We start from the raw sequence: 23228 nt of genomic DNA on the forward strand, positions 1-23228 counted from the left end.
CGGCCCTGTTCCAGGCACTCGACGCGTGCTGCTTACTTATCGCCTGGCCGCGCCAGCCTGCATACGGGCGCGCAACTGATAAGCCTGTCGGCCAAAACCTGCGTGCTCAGGCCAGCCGCAAAGTCACCGCACCCAGGGCGATGATTCCAATCGCCAGCAGACGGCGGCGACTGATCTGTTCCTTGAGTACCCATAGCGAAATGGCCGTGCCAAACAGGATGGATGTTTCCCGCAAGGCCGCGATAACTGCCACTGGCGCGACGGTCATGGCCCACAGCGACAGGCCATAAGAGCACAGCGTACCGATGCCGCCAATCAAACCGAAGCGCCAATGGCGCCGCGCATACTGCCATGTGTCCGTCGGCCGCGTCAGCAACATTGCAGCGGCCAACACGCTGCCGGTCAGCACAAACATCCACAAGGTATAGGCCGCTGCAGCGCCTGACAGGCGCACCCCGTGACCATCAATCAAGGTGTACGCCGCAATGAAACCGGCATTGCACAGCGCTACCCCGATCCCGTCACGCCGCCCGGCCCGGCCCACTGCCGCCATCGCCAACACTCCGGCGCTGATCAAGCCTATACCCAGCCATGCCGCCGGATGCAGGCGTTCGCCCAGCCAGAGATAACTGACCGCAGCCACCAGCAACGGCGCGCTGCCGCGCATGACCGGATAGGCCTGGCTCATATCAGCCAGGCTGTAGGCGCGCGCAACCAGGTAGATATACGCCACCTGCACCATGCTTGAGGCCGCAATATACGGCAGGCTCACCCGGGCAGGCTGCGGCAGCACGGGCAAGACCAGCGCGGCAATGGCACCCGCGCTGGCGGTGACCAAGACCGCACTCATCATTTTGTCCGGGCCGCTTTTGACCACCGCATTCCAGCTGGCATGCATTAACGCCGCAAACAAGACCACGCAAAAAACGGCAAGCGACATGCAACCCCGGCTGGTCAGCGATTCAGGATCAGCTTGCCGGTTTCAAAATCCGCCGGGGCCGATGTGTGTTCATGCGTAATTTTCCAGACACTGTCCGTGCGTTGCAATGCCAATGTCATTCGGTTGTTCATTTGCCGCAGTTCGGTGCCATCCGGGCCCACGCCTTTAAAAGTGAGAATGGCGTGTGCCAGCGCAAAATCGCCATGCACGCTGACCTCGATCTCAGCAAATTCCGCCACCACCCTGACCTCACCCACGCCGCCAAACCAGTTGCTGACCATGCCGCGCCAGGCCTCCAGGCCGCGGTATTCCCACTGGCCCCACATGTCAAACACATGCACGTCGGGCGCATACAAAGCCAGAAACGCCGCCTCGTCTTTGGCGTAGACGCTGCTGCTGTAGCTATCAAAAACGTGCTGGATGGCAGGATCAAGATCAGGCATGACGTTCTCCGAAAGGTGGCCGCAGGGCATCGTACAGATTAGCGAGTGGCTGGGCGCTTTGCTGGCGCAAAGCGGGCTGGCCGGAATGCGGCAAATCGCCTTTGATCATGCCCACGCCCAAGGCGGGGATGACTTCTGCCCATGCGCCAGCCAGATTAACAAAACTCGCCCCAGTGATGGCTACACCATCGCGCCCTATTTATCCGCATGCCGGAACAGCCTTGTGCCCCGCAAAGACGGTGGACACCCCGCTGCATCGCCCGCTCATCACGTTGTCAATCCAACTGCCAAGGATTTAATCATGAGCAAAATTGCAATCAAGATTGCGCTGGCCGCTGCATTCATGGCCTTAACCGGCGCAGCCCAGGCACAGATCACGCAAACCAGCGCCAGCGTCAATGTGGAATGGGCGTCGATCAATGTCAGCTTTGCGCCTTTCAGCTGGGGTGACCCCGCTTCGGTAATCCAGACACCCGGCGCGTGGTCACTCAACACGCAACTGGGTTACAGCCCCACCGCGGTGGCAGCAGCCGCCGACATCCCCATCACACCCAATACCCAGCCATTTGATGTGATTCAGGGCCCGAATGACAGTGGCACGGCGCTGGTGTTGTCGACCGTGGGCTCGCCCGAAACATTTGTGATTAATGCGCAGTCGAGCGCTGGCGCGTTTCTGGCCCAAACCTCGTTCAGTGACTCGTTGACCGTACCTGGCCCCGGCGTGCTGACCATTACGGTGCCGTATACGCTGGGTATCCAGTTGGCGGATGCCGCCGCTGGCGTGGCCAGCCATGCGTACACCCGCTTGAGCCTGACGCACTCGACCGATCTGTTCGGGGAAACGCTGCCGTCGGTGCAGTCACTGCAGCTGGAATCCTCGAGCGCTGGCGACCAGCAGTTCATTAGCGATACGCTCACGTGGCGGCTTTATTTCTCACCGCTGGATTTTGCCCAAACCCAGACCACCCGCTTCAGCTTCGAGGCGACCGCCTGGGCCGACAATATCCTGACGCCGGTGCCCGAACCCGAGACCTGGCTGTTATTGGGCGCAGGCGTCATGAGTATGGGTTGGCGTTTTCGCGGTAAACGCAGCGGCGCGCTGGCCTGATCGCGAAACGTAGCCTGCCAGCAAAAACGGCCACGCAATCTGCGTGGCCGTTTTACTCAGGCATATGCATCAGGCCTGCAGAAACGCCAGCAGTTCGGCGTTGATCTTGTCGGCCGAGGTCACGCACATACCGTGCGCGCCGCCTTCGATGATCTTGAGCGTGCCGTGCTTGAGCAGCTTCACCGATTTTTTGCCGGCCGCGTCGATCGGTACGATCTGGTCATCGTCGCCATGCAGCACCAGGGTCGGCACTTCGATCTTCTTCAGATCTTCGGTGTAATCGACTTCAGAGAATTGTTTGACGCACAGATAGTGGCCCAGCGCCGAGCCCGCCATGCCTTCGCGCCAGAATTCATCGATGGTGCCTTGCGACACTTTGGCGTTGGGGCGGTTAAAACCAAAGAACGGCACGGCCAGGTCTTTGAACAGTTGCGAGCGGTTGCCGATGACGCCAGCACGGATGCCGTCGAACACCGAGATATCGGTGCCTTCCGGGTTGTTGGGGGTCTTCAGCATCAGCGGCGGTACGGCGCCGATCAGCACGGCCTTGGCCACGCGCTGGTTGCCATGGCGGCCAATGTAATGGGCAACTTCGCCACCACCGGTGGAATGGCCGATCAGGGTCACGCCTTTCAGATCCAGCGCTTCGATCACTGCGGCCAGATCGTCGGCGTAGGTATCCATATCGTTGCCGTGGGCCGACTGGCTGGACCGGCCGTGGCCGCGCCGGTCATGCGCAATCACGCGATAGCCTTTCTGCACCAGGAACAGCATTTGCGGTTCCCACGCATCGCTGCTCAGCGGCCAGCCGTGCGAGAACACCACCGGTTGGCCGGTGCCCCAGTCTTTGAAATAGATATTGGTGCCGTCTTTAACTGTTACGAAGTCCATGCTGTGTTTTCCGTGGTGTGATGCGTGGGAAGAAGCCGCAGTGCCAGCGGCCAGCGCAGCGGCCGGGGCCATTGCGGCGGCAGCCAGCGCTGCGCCTGCAGCACCTGCGCCAGTCTTGAGCAACGTGCGGCGGTCCATGCCTTGCTCGGGGGCCAGGTCTTGAGTCATGAGGGTTCTCCGTGGAATGCGTAGTGGTTTGGGCTGAATGTCACCTCGCTACGATACGCAGCCCGGCGCGCTGGCAAATCGCCGATGCGACCGTGCTGCAGCTAACCCGGCCGAGGTAGCCGGGCGTGACCTCAGTGGGCTAACGGGTCCCCCATGTAATTGACCGGAATCCAGCGCCAGGTGCCGTCGGGCAGGGCCTGCACATGGCCGAGGCCGGGAAACGCAATATGTGCCGCCGCCACCAGCACGTGCTGGCTGGCGGTCTGCTGTAACAGCTTGACGCGTGCCGCGCGCGCGGCGACGGCATCGTTATCGTATTCGACCGAGATTTGCGGGTTCTGCAACTGGATGGCGGCCACGTGTATGACGTCGCCCCACACCAGCAACACCTGGCCCCGGCTCTCGATGCGATAGGTGGCGTGGCCCGGCGTGTGGCCGGGTTCGAGCAGGACGCTGATACCGGGTTCCAGCACCCCATTGCCGCTGATGGGCTGGTAATGCCCGGCCGCCTTGTACGGCGCGACGGCGGCGATGGCACTGTCAAAAAAGCTGCTCAAGAAATCCGGCGCACTGGTTTTGTGGCTGGCGTTCAGCCAGTAATCGGCCTCAGGCACAGACACGCGCAGGATGGCATGCGGAAACGCCGCCACGCCCTGCGCCAGCACGCCGCCGACATGGTCTTTGTGCAGATGGGTCAGCAAGATTTCGTCGACCTGCTCCGGCTGATAGCCTGCGGCGCGCAGATTGCTGAGCAAGCGGCCGCAGCACGGGCCGTACAGGCTGCCGGCGCCGGTATCGATCAAGATCAGTTTGCTGCCGGTGTTGATCAAAAACGCGTTGATCGAGCCTTGCACCGGCTGCGTCAGCTCGGCCTGAGCCAGATCGCGCGCGACTTCACTGGCACTGGTGTTTTGCAGCACTGTATCGATCGGAAACGCATGCGTGCCGTCGGACAAGGCAGTGATTTCAAAATCACCGAGCATCATGCGGTAGTAGCCCGGCGCCTGCGTATGCACTTGCGGCGCGGCGGCTTGGGCGACGGGCGCAAACAGCAGGCTGGCGCAGGCCAATAGCGCCACCAGCGCGCCGCAACGCGCGCTCGGTTTCAAGATCAGGGCAATCATTCCACAGCGTTCCGGCAGACACGATGCGGACGATCATGCCGGGCTGACCCGGCGCTGACGTCGGCCAGATTTGGTAGGCGCAACAAATCGCCCGCCGCGTGGCCCATGCACGGCGCCCCTGCCAAACGGCTGAGTATGAGACTGCGCTGATGGCCGAATACCCTTGCGCTATGGCCCGCTACAGTGGCTCGTTGACCCGTCATTCTCAGGAGTACGTTATGACCGATGCCACCAAACTGGCCACGCACCGCGCCGCCCAACTCAAAACCCCGTCCCCGCTCAGCAAAGAAGCCATCGCCAATCTCAGCGCCGAACTGAACGCGCTGCTGGCCGATACCTTTGCGCTCTATCTCAAAACCAAGAACTACCACTGGCATATGTCTGGCCCGTATTTCCGTGATTACCACTTGCTGCTGGATGAGCAAGCCGATCAGATTTTTGCCATGACCGATCCGGTGGCCGAACGCGTACGCAAGCTGGGGGGCACCACCTTGCGTTCCACTGGGCATATCGTGCGCCTGCAACGCTTGCTGGATAACGACGCCGAATTCGTCACCCCCGACGACATGCTGGCCGAGCTGCGCGAAGACAATCTGACCTTTGCCAACCATATGCGCGCCACGCACGCCCTGTGCGATGAGTACAACGACGTCGCCACCGCCAGCCTGCTGGAACAATGGATCGACGAGGCCGAGCGCCGCACGTGGTTCTTGTTTGAATCGGGCCGCCGCAGCTAAGCGCCGCGCACCCTGACCCGGCCGTAGCCGGTCCGCGCTGTTGGCGGACTGCGCTACGGCCGTTGGCGTTTGTATCGCCGCGGTATCCCCCAAAAGAGGGAATGAGCCTGGGCGCAGCTCCCGATAAGATCATTGCGTACAATATAAATTGACCTGCGCAAGCGCTGCCCGGACCCCCATGTCGTTTTTGTCGTCTGCCCTCTACCTGCGCGTGGTTTGCGCTGTCTTGTCCAGCGCCTTGCTGGCCGGTGCGCCATGGGCGCATGCCAATGAAGCTGATTTCCCTGCTGTGGGCCGCTTTAATGTGGTCACCCAGCAAAGCGCAGTCTGGCGCACGCGCGACGGCGCGCCCAATGGCAGCCCGCCGATAGCGCAAACGCCGGATGGCTGGATGTGGTTTGCCGGCAGCGGCCTGTATCGCTTTGATGGCGTGCATTTTGAGCGCGTCAATGCGGTGTACGGCCACGCGCTGCCGTCTGATGCCATCCACGGCATTCAGGTTATCGGCGACACCTTGTGGCTGGGTTATATGTATGGCGGCATCAGTCGCTTCAGCCCGCATGGCTCGCGCGATTACGGCAAGGCAGATGGCTTGCCGGTGGCCACGGCATCACACGTGATCCGGACGCGGCAGGGCCAGACCTATGCCGCCACCACGCTCGGGCTGTACGAGCTGATCAATGAACGCTGGATCAAGCGCTGGCCCGAGCCCGGCGCCGAAGACGCCCGCGCGTTGGTGGCCGAAACCGATCGCGAAGGCGGCGTGTGGATCCAGAGCGATGGCGGCGTCACGGTGCGCCATCCGGGCCAAGCGCATTTTGCCCCGCTCGACCCCACATTGAGCGCGCTCAGCAGCAATCCGCGCGGTGATATCTGGCTGCTGCGCAACCACCGCTATGCCGCGCGCTACGACAGCGCGCAGCAGCAGATCATCAGCTTTAACCGCACCGGCGATCCCGATCATGTGGATGGGGTCTGGCTGGTGAACGACGGCCGGCCGATGGTGTTGTATGACGGCGTGATGCATCAGTACGACAGCAATATGCAGGGCGGGCAGCCGCTGCCGATCAGCATCCAGCGTGGCGGCGCCATTGAAGATGACATCAGCCTGTTTGAAGACCGCGAAAAAAATATCTGGATCGGCGCGCGCAGCGGGGTGGAGCGCATCCGTGCCAACACGCTGACCCAACTGGCCATGCCCAGCCAGATGCAGCACAACGGCGTGGTGCTGGGCGACGATGGTCGCCGCTGGGTGCCCAGCATGAATATGAATACTTTTGTGGTTCGTGCCGACGGCCAGTATCAGCAAGAGGCCGCCATCGATGCCACCGCAGGCACCCGCGCAGCCGATGGCAGCGTGTGGCTGGGCGGGCGCAAAAAAATCTGGCATATCCACGGTGCGCAGCGCGAAGCGTGGGATGTGCCCACCGAGTGCATCGGCCGCAATATCCTGGTGATGACGCCAGCGGCGGGCGGCGGGGTCTGGATGTCGTTTATCCAGCGCGGGCTGTATTTGTTCAAGGATGGCCAGTGGCTTAAAAAAGGCGGCCGCAGCGATATCGTCGGGCCGACGCCGTTGTCGATCCAGCTCGATACCCGGCAACGCCTGTGGATCGGTTATCCGGGCAACCATCTGGGCCTGGTCGACGGCGAACATTACCGTGAATTCGGCGCGGCCGAGGGCGTGGATCTGGGTGCGACGCTGAGTTTTTATGCCACGCCGCAACGGCTATGGATCGGCGGCGAAAGCGGCCTGCTGTATTTTGAAAACGGTCGGTTGCATCATTTGCTTGGCAGCGACGGCCGCTCGTTTCAGCAAGTAACCGGCATCGTGCAGCGCGCCGACGGCGAGCTGTGGATGATGGAACGCGATGGCCTTACCCGCATAGCCGCAGCCGACCTGGCGCGGGCGCTGGCGGGCAATGGCCGGGTGGACAATGAGCGCTTCGATTTCGAGCAAGGCATGGAAGGCACGCCGTCGGTGCTGGAAGCGCGGCCCTCTTTGCTGGAAGCCAGTAATGGGCAGCTCTGGTACGCCACGGATTCGGCCGTAGGCTGGCTCGACCCCGCCCATATCCCGCGCAATGGTCTGGTGCCGCCGCTGGAAATCACTGCGCTACGCGCCGACGAGCTGCACTGGGAAAGCGGCCCCGGCACGCATCTGCCGGCGCTGCCGCACAATCCGCGCAATCTGCAGATCAGTTACACCGCGCTAAGCCAACGTATTCCGGCACGCATGCACTTTAAATACCGGCTGGATGGGGTAGACCAGAACTGGGTCGACGCGGGGGGCCGGCGCGAGGCGTTCTATACCAATCTGGGACCGGGGCACTATCGCTTTCAGGTGATTGCCGCCAACGAAGACGGGCTGTGGAATAAACAAGGCACGGCGCTGCAGTTTGAAGTGCCGCCCACGCTGACGCAGACGCGGGTTTTTCGGGTGCTGTGTCTGCTGTTGGCCCTGGCTGCGCTGTATGGTCTGTATTTGCTACGCGTGCGCCAGATTTCCGAACGCGTGCGTGAACGCACCGAAGTGCGCATCGCGGAGCGCCAGCGTATCGCGCGCAATTTGCACGACACCCTGCTGCAAAGCATGCAGGGCACCATCCTGCGCTTTCAGGCCATCGGCAAGCGGGTAGATCCGCAACTGAGCGCCGAGTTTGATGCGGCCCTCGACCAGGCCGATGCGGCGGTCAGCGAAGGTCGCGATCAGGTGATGAACCTGCGCGAGGCTGCCCCCGTCCCGGACGATCTGATCCAGGCACTCAGCCGCATGGGCAGCGCGCTGGGCCATACCCACGAGATTGAATTTGCCCTGCACGTGGCTGGCCGCAGCCGCCGCACCCTGCAAGCGCCATTGCGCGCCGAAGCCTATGCCATCGCGCGGGAAGCCGTCATCAATGCGCTGAACCATGCACAGGCGCAGCATCTGGAAATTGAACTGATATTTGGCGATCGCCAGTTTGTGCTGCACGTGCGCGACGACGGTATAGGCATGCCTGAAGCGCTGATTGAACATGGCCGCCCGGGTCACTTTGGCCTGGCGGGCATGCGCGAACGCGCGCGGCAACTGGATGCGCATTTAACGGTATGGTCGCGCAGCGGCGAAGGCACTGAAATCGAACTGAGCGTGCCCGCGCGCACGGCCTACACCCAGCGCCGCGGCCCGTGGTGGCGCCCCTGGCAGCGCTGGCGGCAGGATGCGTGACCCCCGGTAGTGCGGGCGCCACGCAGCGCCGCGCACCGGGCATCGATTTACCAGTTGTAGCTTGCGGTGCCGATCACCTTGCGGCGAGTGCCGTACCAGCAATCACCACGGGTGCCGCAACTGGCTATCCAGCTGCGATCAAACAGATTGGTCGCATTCAAGGCATAGCGCCAATTGCCCGCGGTAAACGCCGCCATCGCATCAAACAAGGTGTACGACGGAATCTTGAGCGTGTCGGTGCCGTCGTAAGTGACGCCGTTAAAGCGCACCCCAGCGCCCGCGCTCAATTGCGGCAGCCCGAAGTCGGTAAAGCGATACGTCGACCACAGCTTGACCATGTTTTCCGGCACGTTGGCCACATGCTTGCCCAGGGTGGCATCGGTGGGATCGCTGCTGGCGGTGGTGCGGGCGCGGGTAAAGGTGTAGCTGCCGACCAGATCCCACCGGCCGATGGCACCCGTTGCTTCGAGCTCGACGCCCGAGGTGGTGATTTCGCCGGACTGGATTGAGTAATTGATATTGTCGGGGTCTGTGGTCAGGCGATTCTTTTCCTTCATTTTGTAAACCGCCGCCGATACGCCAAAGGCCGGGCTGACCACCCATTTGACGCCGGCTTCCAGCTGCTTGCCACGCTTGGGCACAAAGGCGGCGCCCTGCGCGTCGGTGCCGGTGACGGGCTCAAATGATTCGGAATAGCTCAGATACGGTGATACGCCAGCCGGGGCCAGATACACCACGCCCACGCTTTTAGTCCACGCCCCATCGGCCGAATTGCCACCGCTGCTGGTATCCACCGTGGTAGTGGCCTTGTCGTGGCGGACGCCGACGGTGGCCACCCATTGCTGGAACTTGATCTGGTCTTGCGCAAACACGCCGTAGTCGTTGACGTGCGTGGTGGCGGTGTAACCGGCAACGCTGCTGAGATCAGGCAGATCAAACGTGCCATAGACCGGGGCGTAAACGTCGAGCGCGGTGGCGTCGCCGCTCCATGAAGTTGAAGTGTTGTTGGAGCGCATGGCGTCCGCGCCCAGCATCAGCGTGTGTTGCGTTGCGCCCCAGCTGAACTTGCCTACCGCCACGGCGTTGGCGGTAGTCACGCCGCTATTGTCATCGGCGGCATACCAGGTGCGGCCCAGGGTGCGATTGGCGCCGAGGGCGTCGCTACCGTAGCCATTGCCTTGCAGATCGACTTCCCAGAAGTTGGCATACATGCTGCGCATCTTGCCGTTGACCGCGTCATGCCGCGTGTTCTGGCTAAAGCTCCAGCTGTCGTTGAACTCGTATTTGAACTCATAGCCCAGCCGCGTACGCGCGCCGCCGTATTGGTCAAACGCGGGTTCGCCCACAAAAGTGTCTTCCGGGATGCGGCCGTTGGGTGCTTCGTTGAGCGTGCCGGCAATGGGGAAAAAACCATTGGTGTTGCCGCTGCGGTCGTTCTGGTACTCGGCATAAGCGGTAAAGCTGGTGCGTTCGTTCGGCTTGAAGGTAAGCGATGGCGCAATGAATTCGCGCTCCTCATTGGCGTAATTCACCTGGGTACCGGCATCGCGCAACAGGCCGACCACGCGATACAACACGCTGCCGTCTTGCGTCAGCGGCCCCGTACTGTCGATGGCCAGTTGCTTGTGGTCGTTGTTGCCGTACTGCAGCGAAATCTCATGCTGCGCCTCTGCCTGCGGGCGCTTGGACACCATATTCACCACGCCGCCGGGGCCGTTCTGGCCACTCATGACCGACGACGGGCCGCGCAATACCTCGACGCGTTCAAACGAATACGGCTCGTTGCGCACATCGCCATAGTTGCCAGCCAGCATCAAACGCATGCCATCGAGCAAGGCCGAGCCTTCGCTGCCGCCGCGCAGATCAAACCAGTCGCCACGGTTATCCAGACCGTAGGCATCGGCATTAACGCCTGCGGTGTAGCGCAAGGTTTCCTGCATGGTTTGCGCGTTCTGGTCGCGGATTTGCTGGGCGCCGATGACGGTAATGGACTGGGGCACTTCATTCAACGGGGTATCCGTCCGCGTGGCAGAGCTGCTGCGCGTGGCGTGATAACCGTTGATGGGGCCGGTGGGGCTTTCGGCATCGGTCGTCGCTTTGACGACGGTGGTTTGCAGCAGCGGGGCGTCGCTCGGGGCGTTGGTGCTGGCGGCCGGGGCATCGGCGGCGAAGGTCAGTTGCGTGGCAAAAGCCAACGCCAGCGCGCCGGAGACAGGATGCAGCGCGATGCGGCGCGCCGATTTGGCAGAATGCAGAGACATGGTTGACGTGTTTCGTAATGAGAATGGTTCGCATTTTTAACATAAAATGCCCACGTCATGTATCCGTCCACACCATTTCGATACACAAGCACACTTAGCCTTGACTTAGGCCTGCCGCAGTTTGCCTGGCCACAGGCAAAAAAAGAGCGCCTCTGCCGCAGAAGCGCCCTCTTGCATGCGGTTGATCACGGTCGTGCCGGTATCAACTGCAGCTCTGGATGCGTTCGGCAAACAGCACCGTACCGGTCTCCAGCAATGATTTGAGATTAGAAATAATCTTGGGCCAGCCATTGCTGATGTGCTGGATAACTCTGGATTGCTCCAGTTCCGAGGTATGCGTAATGGTCAGTTTGACGCTGTCGCCTTCCGGCACCAGATCAAACACGCACCGGGTATAGCCTTCGTCCGCCACCAGTTCATGTCGCCAGGTCAGTTCCAGCCGCCGCGGTGGATCGCTCTCGGTGACGATGCCGCTATCCGGCACCCGGCCATCGTCAAACTTGAGCGCCCACGGGGCGCCGGTTTCCCAACTCGACACCGTGCTGACGCCAAACCAGTACTGGCGGCTGAATTCAGGCGTGGTGAGCGCCTGCCACAGTTTTTGCGGCGTGGTACGGATAAAAGTGACATAAACAAACGTGCTTGCACTAGCCATGTGGATCTCCTTCCAGCGCCTGCTTCAGCGCAGACAGCGCGCGCAGCCGGTGCTGGTCAAACTTGCCGATCCAGCGCTCAGCGATCTCATTGATGGGCACCGGGTTGAGGTAGTGCAGCTTTTCGCGGCCTTGCCATTGGCACGACAGCAGATTGGCTGCTTCCAGCAGGGCGAGATGCTTGGCCACAGCCTGGCGCGAAATCTCCAGGCCGTGGCAGAGCTCCCCGAGGGTCTGACCATTGCGGTCAAACAGTCGGTCCAGTAATTGCCGGCGATGTGGGTCGGCCAGCGCTTTGAATACGGCATCGTCGTCCATGCTTTGGATTATGCAACCATTTGGTTGCATGTCAACCGCCGTTCAGCACGTCATTGTTAAACCGTCACCCTCCTCCTCACACGCCGGCGTAGGCCTGGAAGCCCCCATCAACCGGGATGACCGCGCCATTCACATAACCCGATGCCGCGGCGCTGGCCAGCCAGAGCAAAGGTCCGATCAGTTCTTTGGGTTCACCAAAGCGCTGCATCGGCGTCTGGGTGAGAATGCGCGCCGCGCGTTCGGTGGTGTGGCCCGAAGCCTGGTCGATCATCAGATTGAAGTTTTGCGAAGTCAGCAAAAAGCCCGGCGCCAAGGCATTCACCCGAATACCGGTGCGCGAAAAATGCACCGCCAGCCATTGCGTCAGATTGCTCACGGCGGCTTTGGCGGCGCTATACGCCGGAATCCGCGTATACGGCCGGGTGGCGTTCATCGACGAAATATTGATCACCGAGCAACCTTCGCGGCCCATCATCTGGCGCGCAAAAATCTGCGTCGGCATCAACACGCCCAGGAAGTTGAGCTTGAACACGTAATCAATGCCGCCGGTGTCCAGATCAAAAAAGGTGGTGATTTCGGGATCGCCCAGATCGGCTTTTTCCAGAAAATCATGCGTGGTGGTGCCGCGCGGATGGTTACCGCCCACGCCATTGATCAACAGATCGCAGGGGCCGAATTCGTTCTTGATGCGGGTGGCCGCAGCGGTCAGCGATTTCTCGTCGAGTACGTCGGCAAACAGGCCGATCACGTCGCAGTTTTCGCCGCAGATATTGGCCGCAGCGGTTTCGGCGGCTTGCAGATCAAGATCAAGCAAGGCCACTTTGGCACCGCAACGGGCCAGCGCGCCGCCCAGTTCGGCGCAGAGCGTGCCTCCGCCGCCGGTGATGACAACCACTTTGCCATCAAGGTCGGTAGGCATGAAAGGGAGTTCTGGATAGATCATGGATGCAATTTCCCGTCGGTTGCGGCCTGTTGATAAATGCCATCCCACAAGCCTTCAAAATAAGCGGCGCCAAGCGCGCGCTCGCTCATGCCCAGGCGGAATTCGTCCACCGCCTGCTGACTGACCAAGCCGTAGCCTGGCCGGACAAACCCTTGATAACCGACTGCGCGGCAAGCTTGTAATACCTTGCCCAGCGCAGACCAGCGTGCGCGCAAAGACCGGGCAGATTCGGGGGCATCGGCGCACGCCGCCATCGCGTCAGCGGGGGCGCCCAGATGCAGATAATGGATGCGCTGGCGCGGACCAAACTCACGCACCAGTTCCAGCAAATCGTGTACACGCGGTGCGGCGGGTCCGCCGCAGCGCAATGCCAGGCCGTTGGCCGGACTGTTGACGGCAGTGATGGCGCGCAGCAGTTCTTCCGGGCTGGACAGCGCCAGCGGCACTGCGGGGCGGATGTATTCGGCAGCGTCAGCATGCAGCGCCAGCTTGATTCCCAAGGCCTCGGCGGCCGGTACCACGCGCTGCAGAAAGAACAGCAGATTGCGCCACAAGCCGGTCGGGCTGATTGCATACCAGGCGTTTTGCAGCGCCTCGATCTGCGCCGGTAACTGGCTGGCGACGCAGCCCGCCGGCACACCTTGTTCGGTCAAGGGGCAGGTGGCGCGGGTGGCCTCGCACGCGGCCTCGGTGGCGTGTTGCGGTTGCAGGCGGCGTTGCACGCTGGTGGACCATTCCGACATCGGCGTGAAGTTGTAGGTCACTACTTCAATGCCGCATTGCGCCAGATGCGTCAGCGTGGTGATGAACTGGTCGATCAGGCCCTGGCGGCTATAGCGGCCCAGCTTGATGTCTTCGTGCACCGGCAGGTTTTCGATCACATGCAAGGACAAGCCATGGCTGCCCGCCCGTGCTTGCAGATCGAGGATGTCGGCGGTAGGCCATACCTGGCCCACCGCAATATGCGACAAACTGGCCGCAATGCCTTGTACGCCGGGAATCTGGCTGATCTGGCTGAGCGAGACCGGATCGGCCTGGCCCTGCCACGGAAACGTCATCTTCATTACGCGACTCCTTGGGGCTTGCGGCGTGGCGCCGCGTACAAGGCAAATTAAGATTGATCTGATTGCCTTCACTATTACCCCGGAGACCGCCGCAGAGATTGCGCTGGATCAAACGCCGCCAAAGTTGCGCGACGCGGGCGACAGCCGTGTTCCACCTCCGGCACCCGTGCAAAAAAAATGGCCGCATCCTTGATCCGGATGCGGCCACAATCGCTCTCTCTCTTCTGACGGCTGCGCCTTAACGCATCCGTTGCACTGCCCCCTGGTCGATGCTGCTGTCAGTCCAGTGCCGCAGCGCCTGCAGCCAGCGGCGCCACGTCCGTCGTAGCGGCGTGGTGGCGGGCTCGACATAACGGCCGCTGCGCACTTCGCTGGCGTTTACCAGCAGCCATCGGCTTTCATCGACGGCCAGCCCGTGGGCACGGCTTTCTTCGCGCGTGCGCCACGTCGGGGACGGGCCATCCTGATCAGCCCAACCTTCATAACTGTGTACTCGGTACACCTTGATTTTCATGTTGCCCATGGCAATGCTCCTTAGCGCAACAACCGGGGTAAAACCTTGTGTTTCCAGACTTGCAGGCCTACGCGGCGCTCAAGTCCCACCCAGCTTCAAATACTCATCCATATCGGTTTTGTAGTTGTCCGAGCGTGTGCCAAACACGGCTTGTATCCCGTTGCCCAGCACCAGTACACCGGATGCACCCAGGGCTTTAAGACGGCCCTGATCCACCCGGGCCGGGTCAGCCACCGAAATCCGCAAACGGGTGATACACGCATCCAGACCCTTGATATTGGCCGGGCCACCGAAGGCACTGACCAGGCTGGAAGCACGTTGGAAGCGCGGGTCACTCAGCAGCGGATTAACCGGCGCGGCAGCTTCGGCCACCGGCGCAGCCGTGGCAGCCATCACCGGCGCAGCCCCACCCACCACCGGCGCAGTCACCGGAGCCGGTGCAGCCACTACCGTTGCGGGCACTTCGTCGTCTTCCCGACCCGGTGTCTTGAGGTTGAACTTGACGATGACAAAGCGGAACACGCTGTAATAAACCACGGCATAGATCGGGCCAAGGATGAGCGTATAGGCCCAGTTATGCGCGTTCTTGCCAAAGGCGTTGAACAGCAAGAAGTCGATGCCGCCTTGCGAGAAGGTAAAGCCCATATGCATATCGAGCGTGTTGGCGACAAACTGGGTCGAAGCCGCCAGCACCGCGTGGATGGCATACAGCACCGGTGCCACAAAGATGAAGGAGAATTCGATCGGCTCGGTAATCCCGGTCAGGAAGGAAGTGAGCGCGGCGGAGATCATGATACCGCCCACCATCACGCGTTTTTCCGGCGCAGCGGTATGCCACATGGCGATGGCAGCAGCCGGCAGACCAAACATCTTGAACAGGAAGGCACCCGACAAAATGCCGGCGGTGGCATCGCCCGCAAAGAAGCGGTTGATATCGCCATGGATCAGTTGACCATCGTGCGGGAAGGAGCCGATTTCAAAGAAGAACGGCACGTTCCAGATGTGATGCAGGCCAAACGGAATCAGCAGACGTTCGATAAAGCCATAAACCGTTGCAGCAGTACGCGGATCGCTGGCCGCGGCCCAATGCGAGAACACATCAATACCGTGCTGCACCGGCGGCCAGATCACCGACAGAATCACGCCCACAAAAATGGCCGAGATACCGGTGACGATAGGCACAAAGCGTTTGCCGGAAAAGAAACCCAGGTAGGGCGGCAATTCGATGCGGTAAAAGCGGTTGAACAGCGACGCGGCCACGGCACCAATGATGATGCCGCCAAACACGCCGGTCTCCATTGATTTCATGCCCAGCACCATGGCCGGGGTAATGCCGAACACACCGGCCATTACACCCATGGTGGCCACCATCACCACAAAACCAACCACGGCAGCGACGGCAGCGACGCCATCGTTATTGGCCAGGCCCAGCGCCACGCCCACCGCAAAAATAATGGGGAGATTACCGAAAATAGCGCCCCCACCGGCGGCCATGATCTGGTTAACCACGGCTGGAATAAAGCCGAAGTTAGAACTGCCGATACCAAGTAGTAAACCTGCTACCGGCAACACCGCCACCGGTAGCATCAACGCCTTGCCGATCTTTTGCAGAACGGCGAATGCCTGGCTGAACATGATCGATTTTCCTTCTTCAGAACGCCTGCAAATGCACAGACAGCACGCGGCCCGGCGGGCCTTCGGGGAATAACTGACGCCTGTTGGAGCGCCCTGTCATTCCTCCTTGTTTGCACGACGGACGAAGCATAATCCCGGATAATTCTGTAATGACATCCGCATCTGCTACACATTTGCTCCAGATCAAACATGCATTTAATTCTTGTAAATGCAGACAAATAGCCTGCGTATGCTGACGATCAACCCCGGCATCATGCGCCCTGCACCGCCTGGTTTTTTCTGGCTGGCACCCGTGCGGATGAGCGAGGCCAGAGCCACGCCAGGGCTGGCGTGGCAGCCAGATCTGGAGGGCCATCGTCATGTCTTACAACGCCATCACCGTGCTGCTGCGCACGGGACAATCCAACCGCGCCTTGCTTGAAATCGTGGGCACACTGGCCGAGACGCTCAGCGCCAGCGTCACCGGCGTGCTCAGCAGCCAGGTCACCCAAACGGTGTATGCCGACGGCTTTGGCTATATCGACCCCGCAGTGCTGAACAAAGACGCGCTGGAACGCGAGGCCACCGACGCCGAACTCGAATTCCATCAGGTGCTCGAAACGCGGGTGCCGCGCCGCCGCTGGCATTGCGCGCTGGAAGTGCGCTCGATGGCGGATTTTTTAATCCACCACGCCAGTACCGCCGATTTGCTGGTGGTACAAGCCAATAGCCCCAGCTGGATCGAAGATGGCAGCCAGGTCGACCTGGGCGCGGTGGTCATGCTGGCCGGGCGGCCGGTGCTGGTGCTGCCGCTGGAACTCGCCCCGGTGTCGCTGGAACACATCCTGATCGGCTGGAAAGACACCCGCGAAACCCGCCGGGCCATCGCCGACGCGCTGCCGCTATTGCGCCTGGCCGAGCGCGTCACGCTGTGCGAAGTGGTGCCCGAACGCGAGGTGCCCGCCGCGCGCAGCCGGGTGATCGATGTTGCAGCCTGGTTGCGGCCGCATGGGGTGCAGGCGCGCTACCGCCTGGTCGCCGCCGAGGACCAGCCGCTGCGGGCCTTCGAGGGCCTGGCCGCCGAAATCGGCGCCACCCTGATCGTCGGCGGCGCCTATGGCCATCACCGCATGCGCGAATGGATATTGGGCGGATTCACCCACGATATGTTGCTACGCGGCCAGTACTGCGCGCTGCTGTCGCACTGAGCCGGGAGACGATCATGACTTATACCTCGATCATGGTGCACCTGACCGCTGGCCAGTCGAACACCGCCTTGTTGCGCGCCGCGCACAGCCTGACCCAGCGTTTTCCCGCGCGGTTGACCGGCCTGGCCAGCGGCAGCACGCCGATGGTGATCTGCGGCGAATGGTGCGTCGACGCCGGCCACTACGGCCCGGATAGCCTGGCCCTGCGCGAAGCCTATGCCCGGCTGGAAGCCGAGATGTACGACATTACCGGTCTCAGCGCCGACCGCCAGGGCTGGCGCTGCAACAGCGGCGGCGAGCCGACGCTCAACTGGTTATGCAACAGCACCCGCGGTGCCGATTTGCTGGTGTGCGCGGCACGTGCCCGCACCGCTATGTCAGGGGCCTCGGATGTGCATCTGGGCGAACTGGTGATGCACACCGGCCGCCCGGTGCTGGTGGTACCCGGCGGCATCGAGCATATCTGGCTGGAACACGTGGCGGTGTGCTGGAGCGAAACCGCCGAAGCCCGGCGGGCCGTGGCCGACGCAATGCCTATCCTGTTGCAGTCCGACAAAGTCACCGTGGTCGAGGTGGTCAACGAAGGCGCAGAAGAAGAATGCCGCTGGCGTCTACGCGGCGTGGTGCAATGGCTGCGCGACCATGGCGTGCGGGCCGATTACCGCATTGACGTCAGCAGCGCCCCGCGTGCCGGCGCCTTGCGCGCCGTCGTGCAGGCTTTGCAGGCTGACCTGGTGGTTGCCGGTTTATACGGCCACAGCCGCGCGCAGCAATGGATTGCCGGCGGTGTCAGTCGCGACTTTTTGCTCAGCGGCGAGTACTGCGTTTTGCTATCGCACTAAGCGCCCGCGCCCGGCCGCCGTCACGCTCAGGCCTGCTCGCGCTGGTCCGGCGCAGGCGGCCCCGGAAAATACAGCAGCGCATCGCGCAATTCGCGCAGCCGGGGCGGCTTGGACAGCACCAGATCGACGTCGGGCGGAATATCGCCGCTGGAGCGCAAATGCTGACCCCAGCCGGTCAACAGGATAATCGGGGCATCCTGCCGGCTGGCCTTGACGGCACTGGCGACCATGCCGCCGTCGACGTCGGGCATGCCCCAATCCGTCATCACCACGTCGAAGGGCGTGCCCTCGACCAGGGCCTGCCGGTAGGTCTGGATGCCGGCCTCCCCGCCATGCGCCGCCGTCACCGTATGACCGTCGGCGCGCAGCGTTTCCAGCAGCGCGCCCAGCAGTTGCGGATCATCGTCGACCACCAGAATGCGCCGGGGCGGCGGCACCACGCTGGGCACCTCCGCCGCATCGCTGCTTGCGGGCTGCGTCGACGCGGCAAAGGTCAGCTGCACGGTAGTGCCCGCGCCCGGTGCGCTGCGAATCTGCACATCGGCGCCATGCCGCTGGCAGGTTCCATAAACCATGGCCAGACCGAGGCCGGTGCCACGTTCGCCCTTGGTGGTAAAAAACGGTTCCAGACAGCGTTTGCGGGTGTCTTCGTCCATGCCCATGCCGGTGTCGCTCACCTCCAGAATCACGACAGAGGCGGCGTTAAGGAGCGCCGCGCGCGTCTGCACGGTGAGGGTGCCACCGTGCGGCATCGCATCCGCCGCATTCAGCACCAGGTTGGTCAGTGCCTCGCGGATTTCGCTGGCTACGCCGAGGATGGCGGGCAAGTCCGCTGCCAGCAAGCGGCGCTCGCTGATGGTGCCGCCGTGGCTCTGGTCCAGCGCCGTCCAGCGCGCGCGGGTCAGTTCCAGCACCTGCGGCACCAGTTGGTTAAGGTCCAGCGCCTGCATGCCGGCGGGCAAGGTTTGCGGCCGGTAAAACTCTTTCATGCGGGCCACCGTCTGCGCCACGTCGGTGATGGCGCGCTGGATGATTTCCAGCTGACCCCGTCCACGCGGGCTCAATGTCGTTTCCTGCAGCAACAAGGTCTCGGTGTAAAGCGAGACCGGCGAAATCGCGTTATTGATGTCGTGCGCGATGCCGCTGGCCATTTGCCCCAGCGCACTCAGGCGTTCTTTTTGCAGTGCCGCTTCTTGCGTCTGGCGGAGCTCGTCATAGGCTTGTTGCAAGTCGGCATGCAGTTGCGCCTGGTGCGCCGCCATCGCCACATGCTCGCTCAACTGGCGCAGGAATTCGGTATCAGCCACGCTGAAATCCCGCTCGCGCCGCGCGGCCAGGATCAGCCCGAACAAGCTCTGCTCCACCCGCATCGGCACCAGGATGGCGGCCTGGAGCTGGGCCTCCGCCAGCCTGTCAGTCAGTGGCAGACCATGCCGCGCCAGCCCGGACAACTGCACCAGGTGTCCCATGCGGCAGCGGTCCAGGGTGGCGTCATCCAGCAACAGCCGTTCACGCGTGCTTAACCAACGTCCCAATGCCTCGGACTGGATGCCGACGTGATCAATGCGCAAATGACCGTTGACGGGGTCATACAGGCCGATGGCACAAAAATCGAGTGGCAAGTCTTTTTCGACCGTGCGCACCACCACCTGAAAAATGCTCTGCATATCCTGGCGTTCATCGGTGGCGCGCGTGACCTGGTTCAGCAGGTTGATGCGCCCCAATTGCTCTTGCAGCGCTGCCCGCACGCGCACGCGCTCGCTGATATCGCGCGCAATCTTGGAAGCGCCGACGATCGCGCCCTGCGCATCCCGGATCGGCGAAATGGTGGCGGAGACATGGATCAGCCGACCATTTTTGCACTGCCGCAGGGTTTCGAAATGCTCCACGCTTTCACCCGCGGCAATACGGGCGAGGATATTGGCCTCTTCAAACTTGCGGTCGTCCGGAATCAACATCAGCATCGGTTGGCCGATGGCCTCCTCGGCGGTGTAACCAAAGATCTTGCGTGCCCCCTGGTTCCACGAGGTGATCACCCCATCCAGTGTTTTGCCGATGATGGCGTCGTCGGATGAATCAATGATGTTGACCATGCGCTGCAGCGTCTGCTGCACCCTGGCGCGCTCGTCTATGTGGTCCTGCAGCGCGCGCGTGCGCTCCAGCACGCGGGCTTCGAGTTGCTGGTTCAGGCCGGCCAGCTCGGCTTCGGCATGCCGCCGGATCAGCACATCGTAAGACGACAACTGGATCAGCCCGATCAGCAAGACCAGCTCCGCGGTGACGCGCGCAATGTGGGCCAGCATGGCGCAGGTATCGTGCGGCGCGGTGGAGTACAACATGGCGATGCTGCCCAGTAACTGGAGCAAAGCCCCCAGCGTCAGCAAGGGCATGATGCGGTCACGCTGTTGCCATAGCAGGCAAACCGCCAGCGTGGCGGCCCACAGCACGCTGACCCCGCTCAGCGCCGGTCGCGTGATGCCCAACCAGCCCGGCGCGGTATAACGCGGCAACAGGCTGAACTCCAGTGAGAGCAAGCCGCCGATCAGCACCCCGCCCAGCGCAAAAAGTACGGTACGGGTACGGCCCGGCGTTTCGTACTCGTAAATGGCCACCAGTAGCGCGGCGGGCAGCAGATAAGCCGGGGCGGGCCAGCTGACCGGACGCCATGCCTCAGTCAGCAGGCCTGCCCATTGCGTGGGGAGTGGCAAGGGCAAGGCCGTCAGCAGGTGGATGGCCTCAAACGCGGCGGTTATGCCAAACGCCAATCCCATCCGGCGCAGGAACGGTCGGGCCAGGTAGCGCCCGCGATCACCAAACAGCAGCGCCAACACCAGCGACAGCAAAAACATGCTGCTATCGAGCATCGTGTGCAGGCCGGAATCGCGCCACGGGCGGGTGGACCACAGCGCTGCGGCACACGCGCTGCTGGCCAGCAGCACCAGCAGCATGCCGGCGGACCAGAAGCGCGGGCGCGGCAAGGCGGGGCTAGTGTTCATAACGCTGGAACGCGGCGCGCAAGGTCTCCATCACCTCATGGCGCATCAAGGGCTTGGCGATATAGCGAAAGATCTCGCCGCGCTGCACCGCCGTCGCAATCAGCTCGGTGCTGCCATAACCGGTCAGCAGCACCCGCAAGGTGTGTGGATACATCTGTTTGACCTTGGCCAGAAAGGTGATGCCGTCTTCCTGCGGCATTTGATAATCGGTAATGACCACGCCCACCTCATGCCCTGCCAGCAGCTCATACGCCGCCTGCGGGTCAGCGGCCTGCAGCAGTTCAAACGCTTCTCCATCCAGCATGGCGGCCATCGCGTCGCGCAGTGCGGTGTTGTCATCCACCAGCAAAATCGTGCGACGATACGGCGCGCGGCTGAGTGCGTGCAGATCCAGCATGCGTTCTTCGGCCAGCATGCTGGCCGCCTGGGCTTCTTCCACCGCCGCACTGAAATAAAAACCCTGCATCACATCGCAGCCCATGGCCGCCAGCACCTGCAACTGGCTGCGTTGTTCCACCCCTTCGGCAATCACCTGCATGCCCAGCGCGTGCGCCAGTTGCACCACCGCAGCCGCAATTTCTTTTTCTTCCGCGCCTGTGGCCAGACCGCGCACAAACGACTGGTCGATCTTGAGCTTGTCCACCGGAAAGCGGCTCAGATACGCCATATTGGAATAGCCGGTGCCAAAATCATCGATCGACAGGCTCAGGCCCATGGCTTTGAGCTTGTGCATCAACTCGATGGACGCCACCGGGTCTTGCATCGACACGCTTTCGGTCAATTCCAGTTCCAGCCATTCCGGCGCCACGCCGGTCTGCGCCAGCACCCGTTCTACCAATACGTCGATGCGTTGGCGGGCGAATTGCGATGCGGCCAGGTTAATCGCGATCGGCACCCGGCGCAGGCCGCACGCTTGCCAGCGCTGCAGCGTCTGGCAGGCCTGCTGCAAGACCCATTCCCCGATGGCGTGGATCAGATTGCTTTCTTCGGCCACCGGGATAAAGCGGCCCGGCCCCAGCAGCGGGCCCTCGGGCGTCTGCCAGCGGATCAACGCTTCAAACCCGGCGATCTGGCCAGTGCGCAAATCCAGTTGCGGCTGGTAGTGCAACACAAATTCGCCGCGATCCAGCGCGTAATGCAGTTGCCGGTCCAGGTCGGCGCGCTGGCGCACGCGTGCCTGCATTTCGGGCTTGTAGAACTCATAACAGCCCTTGCCCGCCTCTTTGGCGCGACGCATGGCCAACTCGGCGTTGCGCAGCAGTTGTGCGGGTTCGGTGCCGTCTTCCGGGTACAGACTGATGCCCAGCGACGCGGTGATGCGATGTGTCTCCGTGTCCACCTCGACCGGCGTGGCCAGTGCCGCCACGATGCGCTCGGTCAGCCGCAACAGATCGTTTTCGTTGACCACGTCTTCGATCAGCAACGCAAATTCATCCGCGCCCGCGCGCGCCGTGGTATCGCACAGCCGCACGCAATCGACGATCCGGCGGCCGCTTTCCTGCAATACCGCGTCGCCCACGGCCCGGCCCAGGCCGTCGTTCAGCAATTTGAAATGGTCGAGATCGATGTAAATGACCGCCATGCGCCGCGCCTCGCGCTGGGAGCGGCTCAAAGACCACGCCATGCGTTCTTGCAACAGCGAACGGTTGGGCAAGCCGGTCAGCAGATCATGCGCATTCTGGTATTCGAGCATGGCGCGCGATTCGCGCAGCTCGCTAACATCGCTGCACACCGCCACAAAGCGTGCCGGGTCTGGCGCCGCGGATCGCAACGCGCGGATATCAATCAGGCAGGGTGCGGCCCCGCCGCGCTGATGCCGTACCAGTAGTTCGCCCTGCCAGACGCCATCGCGCATCAGCACGCGTTGCCAGTCATCCGCCGCCGGTGCCGTTACCGGGGGGAGCGCCTGCCAGAGCAACGGCGTACCCAGCGTCTCCGCCCGGCTCCTGCCGGTCAGTCTGAGCCAGGCCGGATTGACCTCCAGCACTTTGCACTGCTCATCGGCAATCACCATGGCGTCGCGGCTGCGGTTAAACAAATCGAGATAGGCCGGCAACTGGGTGGCAGCGCTGTCGGATTGCGGCGGTGCAGGCGCGCTGATGCCGGTCGGCGGCTGGGCCGCCCACACCAAGGGCTGCTCCGGTTGGCCGGGGGCAACGGTTTGCAAAGGCGGACGCACCAGCAGGCTCCGTAACG

At 62.4% G+C, this 23228-nt stretch carries 18 protein-coding genes; 5 read left to right on the forward strand and 13 right to left on the reverse strand.

The window, feature by feature from the left end; translation table 11 throughout:
- Positions 1–106 precede the first annotated feature (106 nt).
- Together ACYQ1A_RS13680 and ACYQ1A_RS13685 are read right to left on the reverse strand one after the other, a co-directional pair.
- On the reverse strand, positions 107–940 hold the full coding sequence (locus tag ACYQ1A_RS13680; protein WP_499362821.1) for an EamA family transporter: 834 nt from the start codon (positions 938–940) through the stop codon (positions 107–109).
- A 14-nt stretch (positions 941–954) separates the two neighbouring features.
- Entirely contained in the window at positions 955–1383 is a 429-nt protein-coding gene (locus tag ACYQ1A_RS13685) for a YybH family protein (protein WP_499362823.1), read from the reverse strand.
- Positions 1384–1684: 301 nt separating this feature from the next.
- Between ACYQ1A_RS13685 and ACYQ1A_RS13690 the strand changes: the two genes are divergently transcribed.
- Positions 1685–2491: a PEP-CTERM sorting domain-containing protein gene (locus tag ACYQ1A_RS13690; RefSeq protein WP_499362825.1), complete on the forward strand. Its 807-nt coding sequence runs from the start codon at positions 1685–1687 to the stop codon at positions 2489–2491.
- Between the two features lie 69 nt (positions 2492–2560).
- Here ACYQ1A_RS13690 and ACYQ1A_RS13695 read toward each other — a convergent pair whose 3' ends face one another.
- Entirely contained in the window at positions 2561–3550 is a 990-nt protein-coding gene (locus tag ACYQ1A_RS13695; RefSeq protein ID WP_499362827.1) for an alpha/beta fold hydrolase, read from the reverse strand.
- Between the two features lie 131 nt (positions 3551–3681).
- Entirely contained in the window at positions 3682–4674 is a 993-nt protein-coding gene (locus ACYQ1A_RS13700; protein WP_499362829.1) for an MBL fold metallo-hydrolase, read from the reverse strand.
- Between the two features lie 218 nt (positions 4675–4892).
- Between ACYQ1A_RS13700 and ACYQ1A_RS13705 the strand changes: the two genes are divergently transcribed.
- Complete coding sequence (locus ACYQ1A_RS13705; RefSeq protein ID WP_499362830.1) at positions 4893–5411, forward strand: Dps family protein; 519 nt, start codon at positions 4893–4895, stop codon at positions 5409–5411.
- A gap of 178 nt (positions 5412–5589) precedes the next feature.
- Positions 5590–8619: a sensor histidine kinase gene (locus tag ACYQ1A_RS13710; protein ID WP_499362832.1), complete on the forward strand. Its 3030-nt coding sequence runs from the start codon at positions 5590–5592 to the stop codon at positions 8617–8619.
- Positions 8620–8666: 47 nt separating this feature from the next.
- On the opposite strand, the gene ACYQ1A_RS13715 is transcribed toward ACYQ1A_RS13710, so the two are convergent.
- From ACYQ1A_RS13715 to ACYQ1A_RS13745, 7 genes are all read right to left on the reverse strand, one after another.
- Positions 8667–10880, reverse strand: coding sequence for a TonB-dependent siderophore receptor (locus ACYQ1A_RS13715; protein ID WP_499362834.1), 2214 nt, complete (start codon positions 10878–10880; stop codon positions 8667–8669).
- Between the two features lie 202 nt (positions 10881–11082).
- Positions 11083–11535 (reverse strand): SRPBCC family protein, encoded by a 453-nt coding sequence (locus tag ACYQ1A_RS13720; RefSeq protein ID WP_499362836.1) that lies wholly within the window; start codon positions 11533–11535, stop codon positions 11083–11085.
- Positions 11528–11851 carry an ArsR/SmtB family transcription factor gene (locus ACYQ1A_RS13725; protein WP_062225139.1) on the reverse strand — a complete coding sequence of 108 codons (324 nt, stop codon included), beginning with the start codon at positions 11849–11851 and terminating at the stop codon, positions 11528–11530. The genes ACYQ1A_RS13720 and ACYQ1A_RS13725 overlap by 8 nt, the downstream gene beginning before the upstream one ends.
- 76 nt (positions 11852–11927) lie before the next feature.
- Entirely contained in the window at positions 11928–12770 is an 843-nt protein-coding gene (locus ACYQ1A_RS13730; protein WP_499362838.1) for an SDR family oxidoreductase, read from the reverse strand.
- A 20-nt stretch (positions 12771–12790) separates the two neighbouring features.
- Positions 12791–13858, reverse strand: a complete 1068-nt coding sequence (locus ACYQ1A_RS13735; protein WP_499362840.1) for a mannonate dehydratase — start codon at positions 13856–13858, stop codon at positions 12791–12793.
- Between the two features lie 238 nt (positions 13859–14096).
- Positions 14097–14381 carry a hypothetical protein gene (locus ACYQ1A_RS13740; RefSeq protein WP_499362842.1) on the reverse strand — a complete coding sequence of 95 codons (285 nt, stop codon included), beginning with the start codon at positions 14379–14381 and terminating at the stop codon, positions 14097–14099.
- A gap of 69 nt (positions 14382–14450) precedes the next feature.
- Positions 14451–16007 (reverse strand): PTS transporter subunit EIIC, encoded by a 1557-nt coding sequence (locus tag ACYQ1A_RS13745; RefSeq protein WP_499362843.1) that lies wholly within the window; start codon positions 16005–16007, stop codon positions 14451–14453.
- A gap of 359 nt (positions 16008–16366) precedes the next feature.
- On the opposite strand from ACYQ1A_RS13745, the gene ACYQ1A_RS13750 reads away from it, so the two are divergent.
- Entirely contained in the window at positions 16367–17194 is an 828-nt protein-coding gene (locus ACYQ1A_RS13750) for a universal stress protein (protein ID WP_499362845.1), read from the forward strand.
- A gap of 14 nt (positions 17195–17208) precedes the next feature.
- Positions 17209–18036: a universal stress protein gene (locus ACYQ1A_RS13755; protein ID WP_499362847.1), complete on the forward strand. Its 828-nt coding sequence runs from the start codon at positions 17209–17211 to the stop codon at positions 18034–18036.
- A 26-nt stretch (positions 18037–18062) separates the two neighbouring features.
- Here ACYQ1A_RS13755 and ACYQ1A_RS13760 read toward each other — a convergent pair whose 3' ends face one another.
- Both ACYQ1A_RS13760 and ACYQ1A_RS13765 read right to left on the reverse strand, forming a co-directional pair.
- Positions 18063–21032, reverse strand: a complete 2970-nt coding sequence (locus ACYQ1A_RS13760) for a PAS domain S-box protein (RefSeq protein WP_499362849.1) — start codon at positions 21030–21032, stop codon at positions 18063–18065.
- Positions 21022–23211 carry an EAL domain-containing protein gene (locus ACYQ1A_RS13765; protein ID WP_499362851.1) on the reverse strand — a complete coding sequence of 730 codons (2190 nt, stop codon included), beginning with the start codon at positions 23209–23211 and terminating at the stop codon, positions 21022–21024. The genes ACYQ1A_RS13760 and ACYQ1A_RS13765 overlap by 11 nt, the downstream gene beginning before the upstream one ends.
- Positions 23212–23228: the final 17 nt, after the last annotated feature.

This window comes from Silvimonas sp. JCM 19000, from assembly GCF_054652575.1.